Annotated in this window: 17 protein-coding genes; 9 read left to right on the top strand and 8 right to left on the bottom strand. The window is 71.0% G+C overall.

Annotation, left to right across the window (positions count from 1 at the left end; translation table 11 throughout):
• Nucleotides 1–123: 123 nt before the first annotated feature.
• Nucleotides 124–594, bottom strand: coding sequence for a hypothetical protein (locus tag ACTOWY_RS13495; RefSeq protein WP_441309951.1), 471 nt, complete (start codon nucleotides 592–594; stop codon nucleotides 124–126).
• 67 nt (nucleotides 595–661) lie between these two features.
• On the opposite strand from ACTOWY_RS13495, the gene ACTOWY_RS13490 reads away from it, so the two are divergent.
• Nucleotides 662–1,393, top strand: coding sequence for a class I SAM-dependent methyltransferase (locus tag ACTOWY_RS13490; RefSeq protein WP_441309950.1), 732 nt, complete (start codon nucleotides 662–664; stop codon nucleotides 1,391–1,393).
• Nucleotides 1,390–2,931 (top strand): FAD-dependent oxidoreductase, encoded by a 1,542-nt coding sequence (locus tag ACTOWY_RS13485; RefSeq protein WP_441309949.1) that lies wholly within the window; start codon nucleotides 1,390–1,392, stop codon nucleotides 2,929–2,931. The genes ACTOWY_RS13490 and ACTOWY_RS13485 overlap by 4 nt, the downstream gene beginning before the upstream one ends.
• 24 nt (nucleotides 2,932–2,955) lie before the next feature.
• Here ACTOWY_RS13485 and ACTOWY_RS13480 read toward each other — a convergent pair whose 3' ends face one another.
• On the bottom strand, nucleotides 2,956–3,927 hold the full coding sequence (locus tag ACTOWY_RS13480) for a DUF5914 domain-containing protein (RefSeq protein ID WP_441309948.1): 972 nt from the start codon (nucleotides 3,925–3,927) through the stop codon (nucleotides 2,956–2,958).
• 298 nt (nucleotides 3,928–4,225) lie between these two features.
• Between ACTOWY_RS13480 and ACTOWY_RS13475 the strand changes: the two genes are divergently transcribed.
• Genes ACTOWY_RS13475 through ACTOWY_RS13465 form a run of 3 tightly spaced genes read left to right on the top strand, consistent with a single transcriptional unit; the run spans nucleotide 4,226 to nucleotide 8,154 of the window.
• Complete coding sequence (locus ACTOWY_RS13475; protein ID WP_247764482.1) at nucleotides 4,226–4,981, top strand: 3-hydroxybutyrate dehydrogenase; 756 nt, start codon at nucleotides 4,226–4,228, stop codon at nucleotides 4,979–4,981.
• Nucleotides 4,982–5,014: 33 nt separating this feature from the next.
• Nucleotides 5,015–6,319, top strand: a complete 1,305-nt coding sequence (locus ACTOWY_RS13470; RefSeq protein ID WP_441309947.1) for an MFS transporter — start codon at nucleotides 5,015–5,017, stop codon at nucleotides 6,317–6,319.
• Nucleotides 6,316–8,154 carry a helix-turn-helix domain-containing protein gene (locus ACTOWY_RS13465; RefSeq protein WP_441309946.1) on the top strand — a complete coding sequence of 613 codons (1,839 nt, stop codon included), beginning with the start codon at nucleotides 6,316–6,318 and terminating at the stop codon, nucleotides 8,152–8,154. Before ACTOWY_RS13470 ends, ACTOWY_RS13465 begins: the two co-directional genes overlap by 4 nt.
• On the opposite strand, the gene ACTOWY_RS13460 is transcribed toward ACTOWY_RS13465, so the two are convergent.
• The 3 genes from ACTOWY_RS13460 to ACTOWY_RS13450 all read right to left on the bottom strand — a co-directional run bounded on the left by ACTOWY_RS13460 (nucleotide 8,128) and on the right by ACTOWY_RS13450 (nucleotide 10,362).
• Entirely contained in the window at nucleotides 8,128–8,856 is a 729-nt protein-coding gene (locus ACTOWY_RS13460; protein ID WP_441309945.1) for a DUF2071 domain-containing protein, read from the bottom strand. The genes ACTOWY_RS13465 and ACTOWY_RS13460 overlap by 27 nt on opposite strands.
• Nucleotides 8,853–9,182: a metalloregulator ArsR/SmtB family transcription factor gene (locus tag ACTOWY_RS13455; protein WP_441309944.1), complete on the bottom strand. Its 330-nt coding sequence runs from the start codon at nucleotides 9,180–9,182 to the stop codon at nucleotides 8,853–8,855. Before ACTOWY_RS13455 ends, ACTOWY_RS13460 begins: the two co-directional genes overlap by 4 nt.
• A 151-nt stretch (nucleotides 9,183–9,333) precedes the next feature.
• Complete coding sequence (locus ACTOWY_RS13450; RefSeq protein ID WP_441309943.1) at nucleotides 9,334–10,362, bottom strand: hypothetical protein; 1,029 nt, start codon at nucleotides 10,360–10,362, stop codon at nucleotides 9,334–9,336.
• A 164-nt stretch (nucleotides 10,363–10,526) separates the two neighbouring features.
• Here ACTOWY_RS13450 and ACTOWY_RS13445 point away from each other — a divergent pair, with 164 nt between their 5' ends.
• On the top strand, nucleotides 10,527–11,747 hold the full coding sequence (locus ACTOWY_RS13445) for a cytochrome P450 (RefSeq protein ID WP_441309942.1): 1,221 nt from the start codon (nucleotides 10,527–10,529) through the stop codon (nucleotides 11,745–11,747).
• Here ACTOWY_RS13445 and ACTOWY_RS13440 read toward each other — a convergent pair.
• Complete coding sequence (locus ACTOWY_RS13440; protein ID WP_247764489.1) at nucleotides 11,737–12,816, bottom strand: GNAT family N-acetyltransferase; 1,080 nt, start codon at nucleotides 12,814–12,816, stop codon at nucleotides 11,737–11,739. The genes ACTOWY_RS13445 and ACTOWY_RS13440 overlap by 11 nt on opposite strands.
• A 116-nt stretch (nucleotides 12,817–12,932) precedes the next feature.
• On the opposite strand from ACTOWY_RS13440, the gene hrpA reads away from it, so the two are divergent.
• Nucleotides 12,933–16,814, top strand: coding sequence for an ATP-dependent RNA helicase HrpA (hrpA, locus tag ACTOWY_RS13435; protein WP_441309941.1), 3,882 nt, complete (start codon nucleotides 12,933–12,935; stop codon nucleotides 16,812–16,814).
• A gap of 1,054 nt (nucleotides 16,815–17,868) precedes the next feature.
• On the opposite strand, the gene ACTOWY_RS13430 is transcribed toward hrpA, so the two are convergent.
• Entirely contained in the window at nucleotides 17,869–19,266 is a 1,398-nt protein-coding gene (locus ACTOWY_RS13430) for a DUF2079 domain-containing protein (RefSeq protein ID WP_441309940.1), read from the bottom strand.
• A 130-nt stretch (nucleotides 19,267–19,396) separates the two neighbouring features.
• Nucleotides 19,397–20,083: a GntR family transcriptional regulator gene (locus tag ACTOWY_RS13425; protein ID WP_441309939.1), complete on the bottom strand. Its 687-nt coding sequence runs from the start codon at nucleotides 20,081–20,083 to the stop codon at nucleotides 19,397–19,399.
• Between the two features lie 106 nt (nucleotides 20,084–20,189).
• Between ACTOWY_RS13425 and ACTOWY_RS13420 the strand changes: the two genes are divergently transcribed.
• Together ACTOWY_RS13420 and ACTOWY_RS13415 are read left to right on the top strand one after the other, a co-directional pair.
• Nucleotides 20,190–21,257: an ABC transporter substrate-binding protein gene (locus tag ACTOWY_RS13420; protein ID WP_441309938.1), complete on the top strand. Its 1,068-nt coding sequence runs from the start codon at nucleotides 20,190–20,192 to the stop codon at nucleotides 21,255–21,257.
• A gap of 8 nt (nucleotides 21,258–21,265) precedes the next feature.
• Nucleotides 21,266–21,589, top strand: a complete 324-nt coding sequence (locus tag ACTOWY_RS13415) for a hypothetical protein (RefSeq protein ID WP_441309937.1) — start codon at nucleotides 21,266–21,268, stop codon at nucleotides 21,587–21,589.

The following is a 21,589-nucleotide window of genomic DNA, read 5'->3' as shown; positions in this document are numbered from 1 at the left end:
TTCGGCTTCACTGAGCGAATTCCAGACAGCTACCCGGCCCCCGGACCTCCGAGTACAGTCCGACTCGGCCCACCAAGCTACCGGTGGGAGCAGGTCCGGGGGTTGCTGTTTGTCCGGCGGGCCTCAGCCGCCCAGGGCGGCGGCGACCACCAGCACCGCGGCGGCGATCGCGCGGAACAGCCAGGGCACCGTCTTCTCCGTGAGCAGGGCGGCCAGCAGGTAGGACACCGCGGCCAGCACCGCCGTTTCCACCGAGGGCAGCGCCGGGGTGTAGCCGACCAGGCCGCCGATCCGGATCAGGCCCAGCACCAGCACGGGACCGAGCAGCGCGATCAGGCCGTTGCCCGCCATCTGGAGCAGCCCCAGCAGCCACCAGCCCACCGTCACCGCCAGCAGCGCCACCACCCCGACCACCACGCCGGGGCTGGTCAGCGTCTCGACGGGCACCCAGCCCCTCGGTTGGTCACAGGGCTGTTCCGGACACGAGGAGGGCAGCAGCGGCAGCACCGCCAGCCACAGCAGCACCACCGAGGCGCCGACAGCAGCCGCGGCGGCGCACCGGATCACCAGGCGCATGGGTTGGGCTTCGACCATGAACAAATCGTGGCAGAGTCCGGGCGTCGGCGTGCGCGGGCGGGGTTGCTCCGGCAGGGTTGAATTCATGAACCGAGCGCTGGACGCCGATGAACTGCAGAGCGAGTTCGACGCGCACGCCCGGCGGTACGACCTCCTCGTCAGCGCCAACCTCGGTTACCACCGCGATCTGCGCCGCGCCGCGGCCCGGCTCGGCCTGCGCGAACAGGGCGGCGGGCAGCGGGTGCTGGACCTGGGCTGCGGCACCGGCGCCTCCACCGCCGCCATCCTGGCCGCCTACCCGCTGGCCACCGTGGTCGGCGCGGACGCCTCCGGCGGCATGCTCGCGGCCGCGCGGCGCAAACCATGGCCGGGCAGCGTGACCTTCGTCCAGGCCAGGGCCGAGCGGCTGGCCGCGGCCGGGGTACGCGGGCCGTTCGACGCGATCTTCGCCGGGTACCTGCTGCGCAATGTCGCCGAACCGGACGCCGTGCTGGCCGACCTGCGCGCGCTGCTGCGTCCCGGCGGCCACCTGGTGCTGCACGACTACACCCTGGACGGCCGCCCGCTCAGCCGCGCGGTGTGGACCGCGGTCTGCTGGGGCGTGATCATCCCGGCCGGGCTGCTGGCCACCGGCCGCACCGGGCTCTACCGCTACCTGTGGCGCAGCGTGCTGGACTTCGACCGGGTCGGCGCACTCCAGGACCGGTTGCGCGACAACGGGTTCACCGAGGTCAGGGCCGGATCCACCGGGGGCTGGCAACGCGGGATCACGCACACCGTGCGCGGGCGCAGGCAACTCGACGGAGGCACCGCATGATCCCGCTGGGCACCGACCGCCGCGCGGTGAAACACCTGCCGCGCGGCAGCCGCCCCGACGTCCGGCACCTGTCCGCGCCGCCCAGGGTGGTGGTGATCGGCGGCGGGATCGCCGGACTCGCCGCGGCCACCGCGCTGTCCGACCGCGGCGTCGAGGTGGTGCTGCTGGAACGCGAGGACTACCTCGGCGGACGGGTCGGCGGCTGGCCGGTGACCCTCACCGACGGCAGCCGGGTCACCATGACCCGCGGCTTCCACGCCTTCTTCCGCCAGTACTACAACCTGCGCCAGCTGCTCCGCCGCGCCGACCCGGATCTGCGCGCACTCACCCCGCTGACCGACTACCCGCTGCTGCACAGCAACGGCCACGCCGACACCTTCGCCGGACTGCCCCGAACCCCGCCGCTCAACGCCGCCGCGTTCGTCTTGCGCAGCCCCACCTTCTCCTGGGCCGAACTATCCACAGTGGACGCGCGCAGGGCGATGACGCTGCTGGACGTGCGGGTGCCGGAGACCTACGCCGAACTCGACCACCTGGACGCGGTGGAGTTCCTGGACCGCATCGGATTCCCCGCCGCGGCCAGGGATCTGGCCTTCGAGGTGTTCTCCCGCAGCTTCTTCAGCGACCCCAGGCTGCTGTCCGCGGCCGAACTGGCGGTGATGTTCCACATCTACTTCCTGGGCTCCAGCGAGGGCCTGGTCTTCGACGTGGCCGCCGACCCGTTCCCGCACGGCCTGTGGGAACCACTGGGCCGCTACCTGTCCGGGCGCGGTGTGGACCTGCGCACCGGCGTGCGGGTCAGCGCGGTGGAACCCAGCGCCCGCCGCCGCTACGCCGTGCACCTGGCCGATTCCCTGACCCCCCTGGAGGCCGACGCGGTGGTGCTGGCCACCGATGTCGGCGGCCTGCGCACCATTGTCGGCGACTCCCCCGGCATCGCCACCGCCGACTGGCGCGGCGCGGTCAGCAGGCTGCGCACCGCACCCCGGTTCGGCGTGCTGCGACTGTGGCTGGACCGGCCGGTGCGCGCGGACCGGGCCGGATTCCTGGGCACCGCGGGCTTCGGACCGCTGGACAACATCAGCGTGCTGGACCGCTACGAGCACCAGGCCCGCGACTGGGCCATCCGGCACGACGGCGCGGTGGTCGAACTGCACGCCTACGCGCTGCCGGTGGACGCGGTGCTGGGCGACGTGCGCGCGGAACTCCTCGCCCAGCTGGGCAAGGTGTACCCGGAGACGGTGGACGCCCGGATCGTGGACGAGCGCTTCGAGATCCGCTCGGACTGCCCGCTGTTCCTGCCCGGCGCCTACCAGGACCGGTTAGCCGTGCGCACACCCGAGGATTTCCTGGTGGTGGCCGGAGATCACGTGCGCACCGGACTGCCGGTGGCGCTGATGGAACGGGCCGCCACCGCCGGATTCCTGGCCGCGAACGCGTTGCTGGGCAACTGGGATGTGCAGGGCCGGACACTGTGGACAGTGCCCACCCAGGGCCGCAGCCCACTGCTGCGCACGCTGGCCCGCCGGTTGCGCTGACCGGTTCAGCCGGGGCTGTGTCGTTCAACCACGGATGGGACCCTTGCGGCGCAACGCATACCGCCGTTCGGCGTAGGCCAGATCGTCCCGCCACAACCGTTCCGCCGCCCACCGCATCAGCGGCCGCACCACCGGCGCGGCGGCCTTGGCGAACCGGAAACCGGGCCGGTCGGAGTGCGCGATGGTCGCCTCGATCACCGCGGTGCGGCCCGGACCCAGTGGCGTGGCATGGGTTTCCACCACACTGCCCTGCCCCTCGCCCTCGACGATGTGCATCACCACCGTGCGCGGTTCCGGGCAGGTGAACGCGGCCAGCACCGGCACGCCGAACCGCCCGCCCAGCTTGAAGGTCACCTCGACCAGGAACCGGTCCTCGTCGGTGTCCTGCTCTGGCGCGGAGACCACCCGCAGGTTGGCGAAGGAGTAAGGGTGGAACCAGGCGCCGTGCCAGGGATCGAGGCGGTTGGCCAGCACGTCCTCCGGCTCACAGCGGCCGATCATGGTGGCTACCGCGGCCAGGGAACCGGGCGCGGGGCGTTGCGGCAGCACGGGTTCCGGCAGCGGTTCCTCGCCGCCGACCGAATCCAGGCGGACCCAGGCCAGCACGCCGTCGTCGTGCGCGGGAAACGGCTGCCAGCCGGGGAATCCCGCCGGTCCCAGGGCCAGGCCGTGCCAGCGGCACAACAGCTTTCCGCCGTGCACCGCGGCCTGGCACAGCGGCGCACCCAGGTGCGGACACGAACCGGGACCGGCGTACAGGCTGCCGTCGGCGCCGCGCCAGGCCACCACCTCGACCCCGGCGATGGTGCGGCCGAACGGCTTGGCCGCCAGGATCTCGCCGCTGGCGGCCAGGACGAACCAGTTCCCGGCCGGGCGGGCCTGGGCGCGTTTGAGCGCGGCGGCGATCAGGCCGGGCTTGGCCTCGCGCCAGGTCGGCTCCTGGTCCGGCCAGGCTGGGGTGGACAGCAACCGCAACGGCAGACCACGGCGAGGCATGTCACCCACGCTAGGCCATGTCCCGTGGATCCCGCGCGTGAGCGCCGGAGTCCAGGTCGTTCCTGGGGGTGCCGCCGGGATGGCCGCGTACCGGTGTTGTACGTGGTCGTCCCGACGGTGCCGTCAGGGGCGGGCTGGGCCCGGCGATCGCGTGTGAGATCCACGGGACACGGCCGGGCCCTGACCGTGACGGACAGCGACCGCGACCGCGCATGTGGGTGGAATCCACTGTTTCGGTCGGAGGTGTGGTGCGCCAGCACATGGTCAGCGGCCCCGGACTTGCCTACCTTCGGAGTCCATGACCACTCAACCAGGGCTGATCGGGCGCACCGCACTGGTCACCGGCGCCGCCAGCGGCATCGGACTGGCCATCTCCAAGATGCTGGCCGGCGCGGGCGCGACCGTGCACCTGGTCGACAAGAACGGACCAGCGGTGCACACCGCGGCCGAGGACTACGGCGGGGTGGCGCACGAGATCGACCTCAGCGACCCGGCCGCGATCGACACCCTTCCGTCCACAGTGGACATTCTGGTGAACAACGCCGGTATGCAGCACGTGGCCGGGATCAGCGAGTTCCCGCCGGAGATGTTCCGGCTGATGCAGGACGTCATGGTCACCGCGCCGTTCCTCATCCTGCGCCGGGTGCTGCCGCACATGTACGCCCGCCGCTGGGGCCGGGTGGTCAACATCTCCTCGGTGCACGGCCTGCGCGCCAGCCCGTTCAAATCCGCCTACGTCGCGGCCAAACACGCGCTGGAGGGCCTGAGCAAGGTGGTCGCGCTGGAGGGCGCGCCGTACGGGGTCACCAGCAACTGCATCAACCCCGCCTACGTGCGCACCCCGCTGGTGGAGAAGCAGGTCACCGACCTCTCGCGGGCGCACCGGATCAGCGAGAAGGAGGTGCTCACCGACATCCTGCTGGACCGGACCGCGGTGAAACGGCTCCTCGAACCGGTGCAGGTCGCCGAAGCCGTGCTGTGGCTCTGCCAGCAACACAGCGGCCATCTCACCGGCATCTCGATTCCCATCGACGGCGGCTGGACCGCCCGCTAATCTCCCTGCCCTCCCGATGACGTGAGGTACACGATGTCCGTCCCCACCGCTGCCCCAGCGCGCTCCTCGATCACCCGGATCGTCGGCGCGAGCATGATCGGCACCACCATCGAGTGGTACGACTTCTTCCTCTACGGCTCGGCCGCCGCGCTGGTGTTCAACACGCTGTTCTTCCCCACCTCCGACCCGCTCACCGGCACCCTGCTCGCCTTCGTCACCTACGCCATCGGCTTCATCGCCCGGCCGTTGGGCGGCATTGTCTTCGGGCACTTCGGTGACCGGCTGGGCCGGAAGAAACTGCTGGTGATCAGCCTGCTGATGATGGGGGGCGCGACCTTCCTGATCGGCCTGCTGCCCACCTATGCCACCATCGGCGCGGCCGCGCCACTGCTGCTCACCCTGCTGCGCCTGGTCCAGGGCTTCGCGCTGGGCGGCGAATGGGGCGGGGCGGTGCTGATCGTCTCCGAGCACGGCGATCCGAAACGGCGTGGCTACTGGGCGTCCTGGCCGCAGGCCGGGGTGCCCGCGGGCAACCTGCTGGCCACCGCGGTGCTGGCGGTGCTGGCCGCGGTGCAGCCGGAGGCCGATTTCCTGGACTGGGGCTGGCGGATCCCGTTCCTGCTCTCCGGCGCGCTGGTCGCGGTCGGGCTGTGGATCCGGCTGGCCGTGTCCGAGTCGCCGGTGTTCCTGGAAGCCCAGGCCAAGGCCGAGCAGACCGGGGAACGCGAGGCGCCGCCGATCATCCGAGTGCTGCGCGAGCACCGGCGCGAGGTGCTGGTGGCCATGGGCGCCCGCTTCGCCGAGAACGTCTGCTACTACATCCTGACCGCGTTCATCCTGGTCTACCTCACCGGACCACTGGGCCTGCCCAAGTCCACCGGGCTCAACGCGGTGCTGATCGCTTCGGCCATCCACTTCATCTCGATCCCGTTGTGGGGCGCGCTGTCCGACCGGCTCGGGCGCAAACCGGTGTACCTGTTCGGCGCGATCGGCACCGGCCTGTGGGGCTTCGCCTTCTTCGCCCTGCTGGACACCAGATCGTTCTGGCTGATCACCCTGGGCACCACGATCGGGCTGATTCTGCACGGCGCGATGTACGGGCCGCAGGCGGCGTTCTTCTCCGAACTCTTCGGCACCAGGGTCCGCTATTCGGGGGCCTCGATCGGCTACCAGCTCGCCTCGATCTTCGCCGGGGCGCTGGCCCCGCTGATCGCCACCGCGTTGCTGCAGCAGTTCGGCACCTCCTTCCCGATCTCGGTGTACCTGTTCCTGGCCGCGGTGCTCACCACCGGCGCGGTGCTGCTCTCCCGTGAGACCAGGGGCGAAGAACTCGGGTGAGCGGCTCCGCCCTGGCGCGGTTGCTCGGCCTGCTGGCAAGTCACGCCGAGGCCGGGCAACTCACCGAACCCCTTGCCCTGGCCAGGGAAGCCGGACTACCCGCGGCCGAGTTGCGGGTGCTGGCCGAGGCCACCGAGCACGCGTTGCGCATCCACCGCACGCTCGGCCAGCACCGGCGACGGGAGGCCGAACTGGCCGCGTTGTTCGACACCGCGGGTGATCTGGCCGCGCTGCGCGATGTGGACGCGGTGCTGCGTTCCATCGTGCGGCGGGCCAGGTTGTTGCTGGGCACCGATCTGGCCTACCTGAGCCTCAACGACGAGACCGTGGGCGATACCTACATGCGGGTCACCGACGGCTCGATCTCCCGGGCCTTCCAACGGGTCCGGCTCGGCATGGGCGAGGGGCTGGGCGGGCGGGTCGCGCACACCGCCGAGCCCGCGGCCACCTCCGGCTACCTCGGCGACACCCAGTTCGCGCACACCGCGGCCATCGACGCCGCGGTCGCCGACGAGGGCCTGGTGTCCATCCTCGGCGTGCCGCTTCGCCTGGCGGACACCGTGATCGGCGTGCTGTACGCGGGTGAGCGGGACACCCGCTCGTTCACCCCGGAGGAGATCGCGCTGCTGGCCAGCCTGGCCGATCACGCCGCGATCGCGCTGGACAACGCCCGGCTGCTGGAGGAGACCCGCGCCCACCACGAGTCGCTGCGCCGGGCCGAGGCCGCGCACGACCGGCTCACCGATCTGGTGCTGCGCGGCGGCGACGTGCACGACGTGGCCATCGCGGTGGCCGAGGTGCTCGGCGGCGGCATCGCGGTCCGCGACGCCGAGGGCGCGGTGCTGGCCCGTACCGGCACCTCCCCACCCCGGGTGCCCGCGCAGGCGGTGGCACAGGCCAGGTCCAGCGGACGGGCGGTGCGCTGCGGGCGGCGCTGGGTGTGCGCGGTGCTGGCCGGGTCGGAGCTGCTGGGCACGGTGGTGCTGACCGGGCGGCCGGAGCTGTCCGAGGCCGATCAGCGACTGTTCGAGCGGGCCGGGGTGGTGACCGCGCTGGTGCTGTTGCTGCGCCGGTCGGTGGCCGAGGCGGAGAACCGGGTACGCGGCGAGCTGCTGACGGATCTCCTTACCGCCACCGCGGATCCGGACGCGTTGCTGGCCAGGGCGGCCCGGCTGGGTGTGGACCTCGGCCGCGGGCACGTGCTGCTGGTGGCGGAGAGCCCGCGCGGCCGGCTGGGCGTGGCCGCGGCCCGGGTGGCGCGGGCGGCGCAGGGACTGGCGGCGGGCGCGGTGTTGCTGGTGCCAGGGGCCGATCCGGGTGCGGTGGCCAGGGCGGTGGCGGCGGAACTGGGCACGGCGGTGGGCGGACCGGTGACCGTGGGCGGGGCCGGACCCGTGGCGCTGGTGGGCGACCGCGCGCGGGCGGCCAACGGCGACGGCCTGGCCGGGATCGCGGCCGCGCACCAGGAAGCCGGGCGGTGCCTGACCGCGCTGACCGCGCTGGGCCGCCGGGGCGAGGGCGCGGCCATCGGCGAACTGGGCTTTGTCGGCGTGCTGCTCGGCGACCGGGCCGACGTGGCCGGATTCGTCCGGGACACCCTGGGCGCCGTGCTGGACTACGACGCGCGCCGCGGCACCGAACTGGTGCGCACGCTTACCGAGTACTTCGCGCACGGCTGCTCGCCCGCGCGAACCCGGGAAGCCCTGCACGTGCACGTCAACACGGTCACCCAGCGCCTGGAACGGGTCGCCGACCTGCTCGGCGCGGACTGGCCGGAACCCGCCCGCGCCCTGGAGATCCAGCTCGCGCTACGCCTGCACCGGCTGTCCGGCTGAGCTGACCCGCAGCGAGGGCAGCGGCGTCCAGGTGGCCGGGGTGTCGCGCAGCAGCAGGGCGTGGTCCAGGACGGCCGAACCCGCTGGCAGGCTGTCGAAGAAGGTGGAGCGGGCGCCGATCAGGTCGACCGGCTCGAATCGCCACTGCTCGGCGTGCACGGCCACGCCGTCCAGGCGGTGCGGGTCGCGGGTGGCGGAATAGCCGCTGCCGCAGGTGAAGAAGTCGGCGGCCTGGTCGAGTTCGTCGAACAGTTCGCTGCGCCCGAACCGGCCGGACAACCGCACGTCCGCCCACACCCGGGTCCGCCGATCCCCGCTGACACAGCGGATTTCCAGCTCCCTGGCGGTTTCCCGCACGGTGAACCTCGCCAGCCGGTGCCTGCCGGGGAACAGCCGGCCACCGGCCAGCGCGGCGATGGTGGAATCGGTGTGCCGCTCCGGGAGGTACACGCCGGTGCGGACGCCGCCGGGGGTGTCCCACTCGACGGCGAAGCGGTGCGCCGCGTTCTCCGAGCGCAGTCCCAGCACCGCGGGCAGTCCCACCGGTCGGACCTGGGTCAGCCGGACCAGGCAGATCCCCGCCACCGCCCAGTCCCCGGCCAGGCGCGGCCGCAGTGGATCGGGCAGCAGCCGGGCCAGCACCGCCGGATCGACGCGGTAGTTCACCAGCAACCGCCGCGCCACCACACTGGCCATCCTCATGGCTGGTCTCCCCTGCTCGATCGGCGATGGCGGACCAGCGCCTGCTCCGGGCACACCGCGCTGAGAAACCGGTTCACGCCAAGGGCGAGCCGCTCCTCGACCAGGGCGTAGAAGATCCGGTTCGCCTGCCGCCGCTCCCGGACCAGCCCGGCCGCCTTGAGCACACCCAGGTGCCGGGAGATCGACGGGCCGCTGATGGTGAACCGGGCGGTGATCTCGCCCGCGGTGAGTTCACCGGCGCGGAGGTCTTCCAGGATCTGGCGGCGGGTGGAGTCTGCTAGGGCGCGGAACACGCTGGCCTCGGTGTCGGGGTCCAGGGGGGACATGATTCCTTTTTAGCACAGGAGCTAAATAGCGCAAAGGCTAAGCGGGCGAACCCGGCGACACCCGCCGAAAGGGCGCTCCGGCATCCCGGCCGCCCTCCAGGCGCTTGTCAGTTTGTTGCCTCGATCCGATCTATTTCAATCGACACTGAAATCACCGACCAACCAAAACACGGTCTTCATGACGAGTGCACTCCACCCGCCGCCGCAGGAAATACGCCACCGTCGCCCCGCCCAGCGCCAGCCCCCAGAACGGGAAGAACGTCATCGGATTGACGATGAACTCGGTGAGCCCGACCCGCCCCACCAGTCCGGTGAACACGCCCATCCCCGCCGCGGTCACGATCACCGCGACCAGGCTGGCCGGGATGATCGCGGTCAGCGGCGACACCCGCTTGCCGCGCAGCCCCGGCAGCCAGAACGGGTAGACCTCGCCCCACCGGTACACCAGTCCCAGCGTCAGCAATCCGCCTGCCGCGGCGAAGGTGCCCAGCCCGGCCCCGGCGATCCACACCCCGTTCTGCTGCCCCTCGCGCAGGAACTCCTCGCTGATCAGCCCCAGGCTGAACCCGCCGAACCAGGCCCACCGGGTCACCGCGTAGGCCAGCGGCACCAGGAAGGCCAGGTAGGCGAACCACTTGCCCCAGCGGGCGGCGGCCGCCGGCCTGGCCCAGCGCGGCATCGAGCGCGGGCCGACCCCGCAGCTCAGGCAGGCCTCCGCGGTGCGGCGCTGGTAGTTCAGGGTCGCGGCCAGCCACAGCAGCACGCCCAGGACCAGGGCGAACTGGTTGAGGTTCGGGCCGTCGAACTTGCTGAGGTAGGTCTCCATCGACAGCAGGCCGAAGGGGGCGCCGACGAGCACGATCGGCAGGTAGCCGATCAGCATCAGCACCCGGCCGTCGTTGAGGACCAGCGCCAGCACCGCGGTGATCAGCCAGGCCAGGGTGAGCAGCACCGGGCGACCGGCGCGCACGCCGCGGGCCATCAGCAGGGCGACCGCGGTGGCCGCCACCAGGCCGATGGCCAGCACCGGAGCGCTGGTCGTGGCGGGGATCCCGCCCAGCGGGGACAGCTGCGCGGCGGGGTCGGCCGGGCCGAAAGGGTAGCCGGGCGCGCCGAAAAACCAGCCCAAAGCGACCAGTCCGTACAGCGCTGACCAGAGGGTGGCCGACCAGCGGATCATGACTTCTCCCAGTGTGTTCGTGGTGTCTCCGCCACGGTGTCGCGGTTCCGGCGGCCGGGGCTCACCCACGGGCGCGACACCGTTCCCTCCCGAGATGGAGAGACAACTCCCCCAAACGTGGCTAACTTGGGTAGTCAGACAACGTAATGACTTGGGGGCAGGACATGACCAACGCGGTGGAGATCCCGCTGTTCATGGCACGGGACGGACTCGCACCCTCGGCCGAGCTGACCGGGGTGCGCGCGGGCGAGGCGGTGCGCAAGATCCAGATGGACGTGTTCGGGGTCCGGGGTGAGGCCTGGGTCGTCACCCGGCACGAGGACGTGCGGGCTGGGCTGGCCGATCACGCCCGGTTCAGCAACGACCCGCGGTCCAGGGGCGATCGGTACACGCTGCCGATGGGGATGACGGCCGAGGAGGCCGCCCGGATGCGCCGGGGCAACATCCTGATCATGGACCCGCCGGACCACACCCAGGTGCGCAGGCTGCTGATGCCGGAGTTCACCATGCGCCGGATGCGGCGCCTGGAAGACCGGATCACCTCGATCGTCGAGGAGCACCTGGACCAGCTGGAGAAGCTCGGCCCCGGCGCCGACCTGGTGGCCAACTTCGCGCTGCCCATCCCCTCGCTGGTGATCTGCGAACTGCTCGGCGTGCCCTACGCCGACCGGGCCGACTTCCAGGCCCGCTCCACCCAACAGATGAACGCGGTGCTGCCGGTCGAGCAGCGGGTCGAGCTGACCCGGCAGAGCCAGGCGTACATGCACTCGCTGGTCACCAGGGCGCGGGTGGATCCCGGCGAGGACCTGATCGGCATGCTCATCCGCGAGCACGGCGCCACCGTCGACGACGACATGCTGGTCAACATCGCCGCGCTGCTGCTGCTCGCCGGGCACGAGACCACCGCGAACATGCTCGGCATCGGCACCTACGCGCTGCTCACCCACCCCGAGCAGCTCGCCTGGCTGCGCGCCAACCTGGACAAGACCGACAGCGCGGTCGAGGAGCTGATGCGCTACCTCAGCGTGGTGGCCGCCGGGGTGCCGCGGATCGCCACCCAGGACCTGGAGCTGCACGGTAACCAGATCCGGGCCGGTGACATGGTCATGTTCGTGCTCTCCAGCGCCAACCGGGACCCGGAGCTGCTGGACCGGCCGGACGAGCTGCTCCTGGACCGGCCGGGACCGGCCCGCCCGCACCTGGGCTTCGGCCACGGCGCGCACCACTGCCTGGGCGCGCCACTGGCCAGGGCGGAGATGCGCACCGCCTTCCGGGCCCTGCTGACCCGCTTCCCGAACCTGGCGCTAGCCGTGCCGGCCGAGGAGATCCGGTTCCAGCCGCACCAGGGCGTGTACGGGGTGGCGGAGCTGCCGGTCACCTGGTGACCGCGGCCGCCGGGGCCAGTTCGAGGGTGAGCACCCCGTCGGCGATGCTGCGCCGCACCGGGTGGCCCAGCGCGTGCGCGAGGTGCGGCACGGCGGTGTTGTCGGCGTAGGTGTGCAGGCAGATCGTGCGCACCTGCCTGGCCACCGCCGTGGCCACCAGCCGCCGCAGCAGTTCCCGGCCCAGGCCGCGGCCCTGCCAGTCGTCGCGGACCAGGAAGGCCACCTCGGCGGTGTCCCCGTCCCAGAACACGCTGCCGGTGCCGACCACCTCGGTGTCGCACAACGCCAGCAGGGTGTGCGTGGACCAGCGGCTGACCAGGGTGCGCAGCGCCCGCCCGCTGGTCTGCGGCGCGCCGAGGAAGCGGCGGCGCAGGGTCTCCGGCGTGCAGCGGGCGTGCAGGTCGAGCAGGCCGTCCAGGTCCTGCGGGCGGGCCCGGCGCAGCACCGCGGTGCGCTCGCCCAGCTGCACCATCTCCCCCGGCGGGGGCGGCAGCCGGTGGGCGAGCGTGATCATCGCGCGGGCCCTGGCGAACTCGGCCGGGGTGAAGGCCAGTCCTGGACGGTGCGCCAGGAAGGTGCCGCCGTCGGGGTGCCGCAACGCCAGCCTGCCGCCGTCGAGGACCTCGGTGTGCTCGTGTTCCACCCAGCTCAGTTCGGCGCCGCTGAGCAGCTGGTGCAGCACCCTGGGCAGGTCGTCGGGATCCTCGGCCAGCCAGGTGGCCAGCAGCACCGCCCTGGTCGGTTCGTCGGCCAGCGCGCTGACCGCGGCCGGCGCCACCCGCACATCCGCGCCGCCACCCTCGATCAGGGCGTTGACCAGCGCGTTCTCCTCGACGTCGGCGGGTGCGCGCAGGACCAGCTCGTCCACCGCGCCCTCGGCCAGCGGGTGCACGTCCAGGGCCAGGATGTTGACCCGCAGCCTGGCCAGCCGGGCGGTGAGCCGGGCCAGCGCGCCCGGGGTGTCCGGCACGGTGACCCGGATCCGCCACAGCGTCTCGGCGATCGGGGGTGGCGAGCCACGGCGGAACGGCCAGCGGCCGGTGCGGCGCGGGGCCGGAATGTCCTCCATGCCCCGATCCTGGGCCCGCCACGTGACGTGCGGGTTACCCGGTCGCGTGGGTTTCGCCACCGTGCGCCGGGTGAGCGGGGAAAACCGTTTGCCGGGCACTTAAACTGGGTCCCAGTATGGGTACGCCGCTTGTGAGCGCTTCGCTCACCGAACTCCACGACCGCCTTCCCGAGCTGATGCTGCGCGATCAGCGTCGGTTGCGCCGTCGTGTCGAGAACGCCCGCAAGCTGCGGGACACCGGGAAACGCGCCGCGGTCACCGCGGAACTCGCCGCCGAGATCGCCGCCGCGGAGATCCGGATCGAGAACCGGCGCAACGCCCGGCCGAAGATCCGCTATCCCGAGCTGCTGCCGGTCAGCCAGCGCAAGGACGAGATCCTGGCCGCGATCCGGGACCACCAGGTGGTGATCGTCGCCGGCGAGACCGGGTCCGGCAAGACCACCCAGCTGCCCAAGATCTGCCTGGAACTGGGGCGCGGGGTGCAGGGCCTGATCGGGCACACCCAGCCACGCAGGCTGGCCGCGCGCACGGTGGCCGAGCGGATCGCCGAGGAACTGGGCACCTCGCTCGGCGAGACCGTCGGCTACCAGGTCCGCTTCACCGACCAGTCCAGCACGGACACCCTGGTCAAGCTGATGACCGACGGCATCCTGCTGGCCGAGATCCAGAACGACCGGACGCTGTCCCGCTACGACACGCTGATCATCGACGAGGCGCACGAGCGCAGCCTCAACGTGGACTTCCTGCTCGGCTACCTGGCCCAGCTGCTGCCCCGCCGCCCCGACCTCAAGGTGATCATCACCTCCGCGACCATCGACCCGGAGCGCTTCTCCCGGCACTTCGGCGACGCGCCGATCATCGAGGTCTCCGGCCGCACCTACCCGGTGGAGACCCGGTACCGGCCGATCATCGACCCGGACAGCGAGGCCGACGACACCGACCGGGACCAGGTCACCGCGATCTCCGACGCGGTGGACGAGCTGCTGCGGGAAGGGCCCGGCGACATCCTGGTCTTCCTCAGCGGCGAGCGGGAGATCCGGGACACCGCGGACGCGCTGGAGAAGCGGGAGCTGCGCAACACCGAGGTGGTGCCGCTGTACGCGCGGCTGTCCGCGGCCGAGCAGCACCGGGTGTTCCAGTCCCACACCGGACGGCGGATCGTGCTGGCCACCAACGTGGCCGAGACCTCGCTGACCGTGCCCGGCATCAAGTACGTGATCGACCCCGGCACCGCGCGGATCTCCCGCTACTCCCACCGCACCAAGGTGCAGCGGCTGCCGATCGAACCGGTCTCGCAAGCTTCGGCGAACCAGCGCAAGGGCCGCTGCGGCCGGGTGTCGGAGGGCATCTGCATCCGGCTGTACAGCGAGGAGGACTTCGAGGCGCGGCCGGAGTTCACCGATCCGGAGATCCTGCGCACCAACCTGGCCTCGGTCATCCTGCAGATGACCTCGCTGGGCCTCGGTGATCTGGCCGCGTTCCCGTTCATCGACCCCCCAGGTGCGCGCAACATCACCGCGGGCGTGCAGCTGTTGCAGGAACTCGGCGCGCTGGACCCGGAGCAGGACGATCACAAGAAGCGGCTGACCCCGTTGGGGCGCAAGCTGTCCCAGCTCCCGGTGGACCCCAGGCTGGCCCGGATGGTGCTGGCCGCCGACGACCTGGGCTGCGTGCGCGAGGTGCTGGTGATCACCGCCGCACTGTCCATTCAGGACCCACGCGAACGCCCGGTGGACAAGCAGCAGGACGCGGACAGCAAACACGCCCGCTTCAGCGATCCGACCTCGGACTTCCTGGCCTACCTGAAGCTGTGGGAATACCTGCGCGAACAGCAGCAGGAGTTGTCCAGCAACCGGTTCCGCAAGCAGTGCCGGGCGGAGTACCTGAACTACCTGCGGGTGCGGGAGTGGCAGGACATCCACAGCCAGCTGCGCCAGGTGGTCAAACAGCTCGGCATCACCCCGAACAGCAACCCCGCGCCGGAACAGCAGGTGCACATCGCGCTGCTGTCCGGGCTGTTGTCGCACATCGGGTTGCAGGAGGAACGCAAGAAGGAATACCTGGGCGCGCGCAGTGCCCGCTTCGCGATCTTCCCCGGCTCCGCGCTGTTCAAGAAGCCGCCGCGCTGGGTGATGGCCGCCGAACTGGTGGAGACCTCCCGGCTGTGGGGCCGGATCGCGGCCCGGATCGAACCCGAATGGGTGGAACCCCTAGCGGGCCACCTGGTCAAGCGCACGCACAGCGAACCGCACTGGGAGAAGAAACAGGGCGCGGTGATGGCCGTGGAGCGGGTCACCCTCTACGGCATCCCCCTGGTCGTCGACCGCAAGGTCAACTACGGCCGCATCGACCCGGACCTGAGCCGCGAACTGTTCATCCGGCACGCCCTGGTCGAAGGTGATTGGCAGACCACACACAAGTTCTTCCACGCCAACCGCGCCCTGCTCGGCGAAGTCGAGGCCCTGGAGGACCGGGCCCGCCGCCGCGACATCCTGGTCGACGACGAAACCCTGTTCGCCTTCTACGACGAACGCATCGGCAAGGAAGTCGTCTCGGGCCGGCACTTCGACAGCTGGTGGAAGAAAACCCGCCGCGACACCCCGGAACTCCTGACCTTCGACAAACAAGCCCTGATCAACGCCACCGCGGGCGCCATCACCGAGAAGGACTACCCCGACGACTGGCGGCAGGGCGGCGTACGACTCCCGCTGACCTACCGTTTCGAGCCCGGCACCCGCGACGACGGCGTCACCGCGCACATCCCGGTCGGCGTGCTCAACCAGGTCGGCGGCGACGGCTTCGCCTGGCACATTCCCGGGCTACGCAAGGATATCGTGGTAGCCCTGCTGAAGTCGCTGCCGAAAAACCTGCGCCGCAACTTCGTCCCAGTACCGGACGTCGCCGAAGCCCTCCTCTCCCGTATCACCGCCGAAGACGGCAACCTGCTCGACGCGGTCGAGGACATCCTCTACGAACTCACCAAGATCGAGGTCCCCCGGGAAGCCTGGCAACTCGACCAGGTCCCCGACCACCTCAAAACCACCTACCGAGTCCTCGACGAGCACGACAAGGTCCTGGCCGAAGGCAAAGACCTGTCCGCGCTCAAGCGGAAACTCACCGCCCAGGTCCGCAAAACCCTGTCCGCGGCGGGCAACGAGCTGGAACGCAAGGGCCTGCGCGACTGGACCATCGGCACCCTGCCCAAAACCTTCTCCCAGCAGCAAAACGGCTTCACCGTCACCGCCTACCCCGCCCTGGTGGACGACACCGACAGCGTGTCCGTCCGAATGCTGGACAGCGCGGCCGAACAACGCCGCGCGATGTGGCGCGGCACCCGCCGCCTGCTCCTGCTGACCGTGCCGTCCCCCGTGAAACAGCTACAACGCGGCCTGACCAACCAGGCCAAGCTGACCTTGAGCCGCAACCCCCACGGCGGTGTGGCCGACCTGCTGACCGACTGCATCAACGCCGCGTCGGACAAACTGATCGCGGCAGGCGGCGGCCCAGCCTGGGACGAACCCGGCTTCACCAAGCTGCGCGAAGGCGTGCGCTCCGGCCTGCAACTGGCCACCTTCGAGGTAGTAGGCCACGTAGAGGCCACCCTGCTGGCCTGGCACGAAGTCGAAGCCGTACTGGAAACCGTGCCCTCGCCGGACGTCCGCAAGCAGGTAACGGGCTTGGTGTACAAGGGTTTCGTCACCGCCACCGGCTGGTCCCGCCTGGCCCACCTGCCCCGTTATCTACGGGCAGCCAAACACCGCCTGGACAAGCTCCCCGAAAACCCCCGCCGAGACGCCGAACTCGAAGCCCAGATCACCGAGGTCCACCAGGCATTCCTGGAACTCCGCAAGGAAGCCCCCCAGGCCGCGGCCGGCCTCGCCAAGATCCGCTGGATGATCGAAGAACTCCGAGTGAGCTACTTCGCCCAATCCATGGGCACCGCTTATCCGGTGTCAGACAAGCGAATCTACCGCGCGATGGACGACCTCCTAACCTAACCCCCACCCCCGCGCGTGTTGGCCGTTGTCGTACACCGAGTTGGCCGTTATGGACGCCGAGTTGGCCGTTGTCGTACGGCACGTTGGCCGTTGTCGTACGCCATAGGCAGCTGCGACCGGGCGAAGCCCGAAAACCGGTGGCCGGGCTGGCTTTTCGAAAACCCAATCCGAGCGGTTCCCCATCCCCGTCAGCCTGGAGAGGACACACCGCATCTCACCGAGTGGCCCCTGCAACCTGCCGCCGCCAAACCCACCCAACGCGACGGGGGCCGCTCGGTGAGATGTGGTTTGGTATCGGAGGGCTGACGGGGATGGGGAACCGCACACGAGCACTGCTCTTGCTCTTCGTCTTTGCTCTTGTTCTTCCCCCCATCCTTTGATTTCTGCCCGTCCGGCGAGGACGCACTTGATCTTGATCTTTGGTTTAGATCAAAACCCGAAGATCAAAAAGGGATGGCCTCGCCGGCCGGGCAGACCACCGGAGGGGTGGGGCAGATCAACACCCGGGTGAGCAGGTTGCGGGGCGGGGTTTGGGCTGCCGGGGCCGGTTCCAGCGTGGCTCCGAGGGCTCGCGTGTTCTCCGTACGGCCTTCCGCCAGCCAACCACACCCCGATGAGCGGCCCCCGTCACGTTGGGTTGGCCGGGCGGCGGTTTGTGTTGCAGGGGCCGCTCATCGGGGTGTGGTCTGCATGCTCCAGGCCGTACGGAGAACACGCGAGAGCCCTCGTCGTGGGGGTTTCACCCCTCCGCCCCGCCCCCGCCCTGTCCCACAACGGCCAACGTGGCGTACGAGTTGGGCCAACTCGCCGTCCATAGCGGCCAACTCGGCGTCCATAGCGGCCAACTCGGCGTACGACAACGGCCAACACTCGCGGGATTGGTGGGTGCGAGCCTGGTCTCGGCCCAGGAGCAGGCCGTAGGTGAAGGCGTTCTCGCCTGCCGGGTGGGCCTGCACGCCGGGTTCGCGCAACGCCACTCCGCTGGCCAACGCCAGTTCCTCCTCAGCCCCGGACCTGCTGTGGCAGCACGTCCTTGGCCCGGCTCCGGTGACCGCTACCGGTGGTGCTGGATGAGGAGGAACTCGCCGTCCTGCCGCACCGAGTCCGCCATCGCGATGGCCACGGAGAGTTCAGCCCGCCTGCTTACCTCGGCGAGTGTCCATTCAGGACTGTCCGCCGTGCCGATCGGGTAGACCAGCGTCCGGTTGGTCAGGTGTGGCGCGAGGCGGTTCTCCGTCGCCACGGACGCGCCGTCCGGGATCCGGTCCATCAACCGGCCTGCCGCGGCCGCCTCGCTGGTCTGCGCGCCGAAGCCGGGGGTCAGCAGCTCGCGCAGCGGGAAATGCGCGGTGATCACGCCTGCCGTGCCGAGCAGGGCGAGGGCGAGCGCGGCGGCGGGCAGCCGTCTGGGCAAGTCCAGTCGCCGGCACCACCGGCTTGCCACGGGCCGGAGCCGGACCGCCGCGTCGATGAGGGCGAAGAACAGGATGGGCATCAGGATCGCGTCGTAGTGGAAGCCCGGAACCCAGTACAGCAGGTTCGTGCCGGCCAGCCGCCAGGCCAGCGTGGGCAGGGCGAGCAGCACGAGCGGGGAACGCAGGCACAGGAACAGGGTGGGCGCGCACAACAGCGCCACCAGCTCCAGCTTCCGCGGGTCGAAATACTCGCCGCGGAAGATCTCGCCGGTGGGCAGCAGCCCGCCGACGCCGAGATAGCGGTAGCCGCCGTCCACGCTGAACTGGGGGATCACCACGAACACGGTGAGCAGCGCGGCCACCAGGCCACCTGCCACGGTGACCAGGCCCAGCCTCCGGTGGCCGGTCCGGGTGGCGATGAGCAATCCGAGCACGGCGACGGTGAGCCCGAGGTCTTCCTTGACCAGGACCAGCGGGGCGGCCAGGGCGACGGCCCGTCCGTACCGGCCGGACAGGAACGCCTCCAGCGCGAAAGCCAGCAGGGGCACCGCGAAGGCGATCTCGTGGAAGTCGAAGGCCAGCGCCGCCTGCAAGCCCCAGGACAGGCCGTAGCAGCCCCCGATGACCAGCCCGGCCACCGGACCCAGCAGGAGGGTGGCGACCCGGGTGACCGGGATGATGGAGACGCCGAAGAGCACGGCCTGGGCCACCAGCAGGGTTTCCGCGGCCGGGAAGAGGCGGTACAGCGGCGCGATCAAGGCGATGACCGGGCTGAAGTGGTCGCCGAAGAGGATGAGGTGCGGGTCGCGGATGGTGGAGACCGGGAGTTCTCCGCTGGCGTAGCCGCGCACGGCCTGCTCGAAGATCCCGAGGTCGAACCCGTTGGTCCGCAACGCCGCGTGCCTGCCCAGCGCGAACAGGGTGTACGCCGTGGTGAACACCGTCGCGAGCAGGACGGCCAGCCAGGTGCGCCGGTGAACGCCGAGCCAGGCGGCCACCCCGGCGGGCCGGATCGCACTGATCGAGGATGTGGGCACGGAAACCTCCCGGCCTGCCACCAGGCCGTTGTGCCCCAGCGCGTCCCGGCCCCGTGAGCAGGGGACCCGAGGCCGGGACGGCCTCCTGCCGGGTGGGGGGCTGGGGTGGCCCGGCAGGGCTTGGCCCGCGTTACCCGAACGCGGTGTTCAACCTCGCCAGCGCGCCTTCCAGGTGCGCGCGCATGGCGGCCTCGGCGGCCTCGGGATCACGGGCACGCAGCGCCTCGGCGATCTTGGCGTGTTCCCGCAGCGCCTCGATCGGCTGGTCGGTGCCGTGCGACCACAGCCGATAGGTGTGCAGGTGGCTGTGCAGCCGCTGGATCGACCGGCGCAGCAGCTCGTTCCCGGCCGCGGCGGCCACCCCGTCGTGGAAGAGCGCGTCGTGCGCGACGAAGCTCCGGTAGTCGGCGTACCGGCTCCGGTCCCTCGGCGCGGCCCTGGGCTCGGTGGGGGCCAGCGCGGCCAGCTGCTCGTCGGTGGCGTGGACCGCGGCCAGCCGGGCGGCCATGGGTTCCAGCGCCAGCCGCACGGTGTAGAGATCCCCGAGGGCCCGCTGGTCCAGTGGCGGCGCGACCGAGTACCCGGCCATCGGTCGCTTGACCAGCAGGCCCTCGGTCTCCAGGCGGGCCAGGCTCTCCCGCACCGGAGTCCGGGACACCTCCAGCTCCTGCGCCAGGAAATCCGTGGTGAGGCGGGAATCCGGCGGGAAGGCGTTGTCCATCAACATCGCCTTCAGGGACTCATACACCTCGTCGCCGAGCATGGTGCGCCGGATGCGGGGGATCTTCGGCGCCTGTCCGGCTGTGTCGTCGGCCATGCCACCAGCTTACTGCATTCTGGACATTAAATCCAATGTGTGCCAGCATCCGGCTGCACGGCCAGCCACCCGGATGGCCGAGGCCGTTCGACGGGAGCGCGCGGACATGGGCAAGGGACTTCCGCACCGGGCACTGGCCGCGATCACCGCATCGGCACTGGCCCTGACCGGCTGCGCGGGGCCTGACCACCACGGTGACGCGCTGACGAAGGTCCAGTTCGCCTGCGCGGCCGCGATCGACCACAGCACGGTGTTCACCGCGCTGGAACAGGGCCACTTCCTGGACAACCGGATCAGGGCGAACGTGCGGCTGCACGCGACCGGGGTGGAGATCACCAACCAGGTCGCCGCAGGCGGCGCCCAGTTCGGCCTGCTGGCCGCCTCGGTGGCGCTGACCGCCAAGGCCAAGGGCCTGCCGATCAGCATCCTCGCGATCAGCCACGGTGACGCCACCAGCAGCGCCTACAACGTCAACCAGACCATCGTGGCCGGGCCGCGCTCGGGGATCCGGGCCGGCGACGTGGCGAGCCTGCGCGGGAAGAAGGTCGGCGTCTCGGTCAACACCGGCCCGCACGCCTACCTCAGCAGCATCCTCGGCCAGCACGGCCTCTCCCTCGGCGAGGTGACGGTGCAGAACATCGCGCCCGCGGACATGACCAGCGCGCTGCGGCAAGGCTCCATCGACGCGTTCGTGACCTTCGAGCCGATCACCAGCCGCGCGCTGGCGGAGGTGGCCGGCTCGGTGGCGGTGGCCAGGGGCGGCGCGCGGGAGTGGAACGACCCCGGCGTGGTCATCGCGAACACCGCCTGGGCCGCGGCCCATCCCGGGGTCACCGAAGCGGTGCTGACCGGGATCGCGCGGACCGCCCAGCTCGGCCGCGCCCAGCCGGACGTACTGGCCGAGGTGGCCACCCACTGGATCAACGGACTGTCCCAGGAGATCGCCGGGCAGGCCATCCGGCGGATGCGCTTCGACCCGCGCCTGGCCAAGCCGGTGCTGGCCGGCCTGACCGGGTACACCGTGCCGTTCCTGGTGCGCTCCACCGGGTTCCCGGCCGGTTACCCGGTGGCCTCGGCCATCGACAACCGGTACCTGGCCGCGGTCCGGCATCGCCATCCCGAGTACTTCGCGGATCTGCCGCCGTTGTCCGCCGAGCAGGAACTACCCGGATAGGAGTCGCGGTGCCGACAAAAGTGTGGCGGGCGCCGGTGCTGGCCACCGCGGTCGCGCTGGCCCTGCTGGGCGCGCAGGCGGTCTACGGCGCGGTGCGGGCGGAGCAGGTGCTGCCCGCCGGACTGGCCGAGGTGGCGCGGGAGCGGGGCTGGGCCGACATCCGGGTCGAGCTGAACTTCCCGCCGGAGCAGTTCAACACCGCGTTCCTGGCCGAGCGGGGCAGCTTGGTCGGCGTGCGCGGCACGGTGGTCGACCTGCTCGGCGTGACCGAGGCGGAACTACGCGAGATCGCGGGCCTGCACTGGGTGCGATCCATCCACGAACGGAGGTGA

The sequence above is a fragment of the Crossiella sp. CA198 genome (genome assembly GCF_052078295.1).
Lineage (GTDB): Bacteria > Actinomycetota > Actinomycetes > Mycobacteriales > Pseudonocardiaceae > Crossiella.
Note: the sequence above shows the minus strand (reverse complement) of the source record. Positions and strands in the feature narration are given on the sequence as shown.

Bases quoted from the DNA above. Each gene is read 5' to 3' on its own strand.
- ACTOWY_RS13495 (WP_441309951.1), bottom strand. From the start codon at position 594: ATGGTCGAAGCCCAACCCATGCGCCTGGTGATCCGGTGCGCCGCCGCG.
- ACTOWY_RS13490 (WP_441309950.1), top strand. From the start codon at position 662: ATGAACCGAGCGCTGGACGCCGATGAACTGCAGAGCGAGTTCGACGCG.
- ACTOWY_RS13485 (WP_441309949.1), top strand. From the start codon at position 1,390: ATGATCCCGCTGGGCACCGACCGCCGCGCGGTGAAACACCTGCCGCGC.
- ACTOWY_RS13480 (WP_441309948.1), bottom strand. From the start codon at position 3,927: ATGCCTCGCCGTGGTCTGCCGTTGCGGTTGCTGTCCACCCCAGCCTGG.
- ACTOWY_RS13475 (WP_247764482.1), top strand. From the start codon at position 4,226: ATGACCACTCAACCAGGGCTGATCGGGCGCACCGCACTGGTCACCGGC.
- ACTOWY_RS13470 (WP_441309947.1), top strand. From the start codon at position 5,015: ATGTCCGTCCCCACCGCTGCCCCAGCGCGCTCCTCGATCACCCGGATC.
- ACTOWY_RS13460 (WP_441309945.1), bottom strand. From the start codon at position 8,856: ATGAGGATGGCCAGTGTGGTGGCGCGGCGGTTGCTGGTGAACTACCGC.
- ACTOWY_RS13455 (WP_441309944.1), bottom strand. From the start codon at position 9,182: ATGTCCCCCCTGGACCCCGACACCGAGGCCAGCGTGTTCCGCGCCCTA.
- ACTOWY_RS13450 (WP_441309943.1), bottom strand. From the start codon at position 10,362: ATGATCCGCTGGTCGGCCACCCTCTGGTCAGCGCTGTACGGACTGGTC.
- ACTOWY_RS13445 (WP_441309942.1), top strand. From the start codon at position 10,527: ATGACCAACGCGGTGGAGATCCCGCTGTTCATGGCACGGGACGGACTC.
- ACTOWY_RS13440 (WP_247764489.1), bottom strand. From the start codon at position 12,816: ATGGAGGACATTCCGGCCCCGCGCCGCACCGGCCGCTGGCCGTTCCGC.
- hrpA (WP_441309941.1), top strand. From the start codon at position 12,933: ATGGGTACGCCGCTTGTGAGCGCTTCGCTCACCGAACTCCACGACCGC.
- ACTOWY_RS13425 (WP_441309939.1), bottom strand. From the start codon at position 20,083: ATGGCCGACGACACAGCCGGACAGGCGCCGAAGATCCCCCGCATCCGG.
- ACTOWY_RS13420 (WP_441309938.1), top strand. From the start codon at position 20,190: ATGGGCAAGGGACTTCCGCACCGGGCACTGGCCGCGATCACCGCATCG.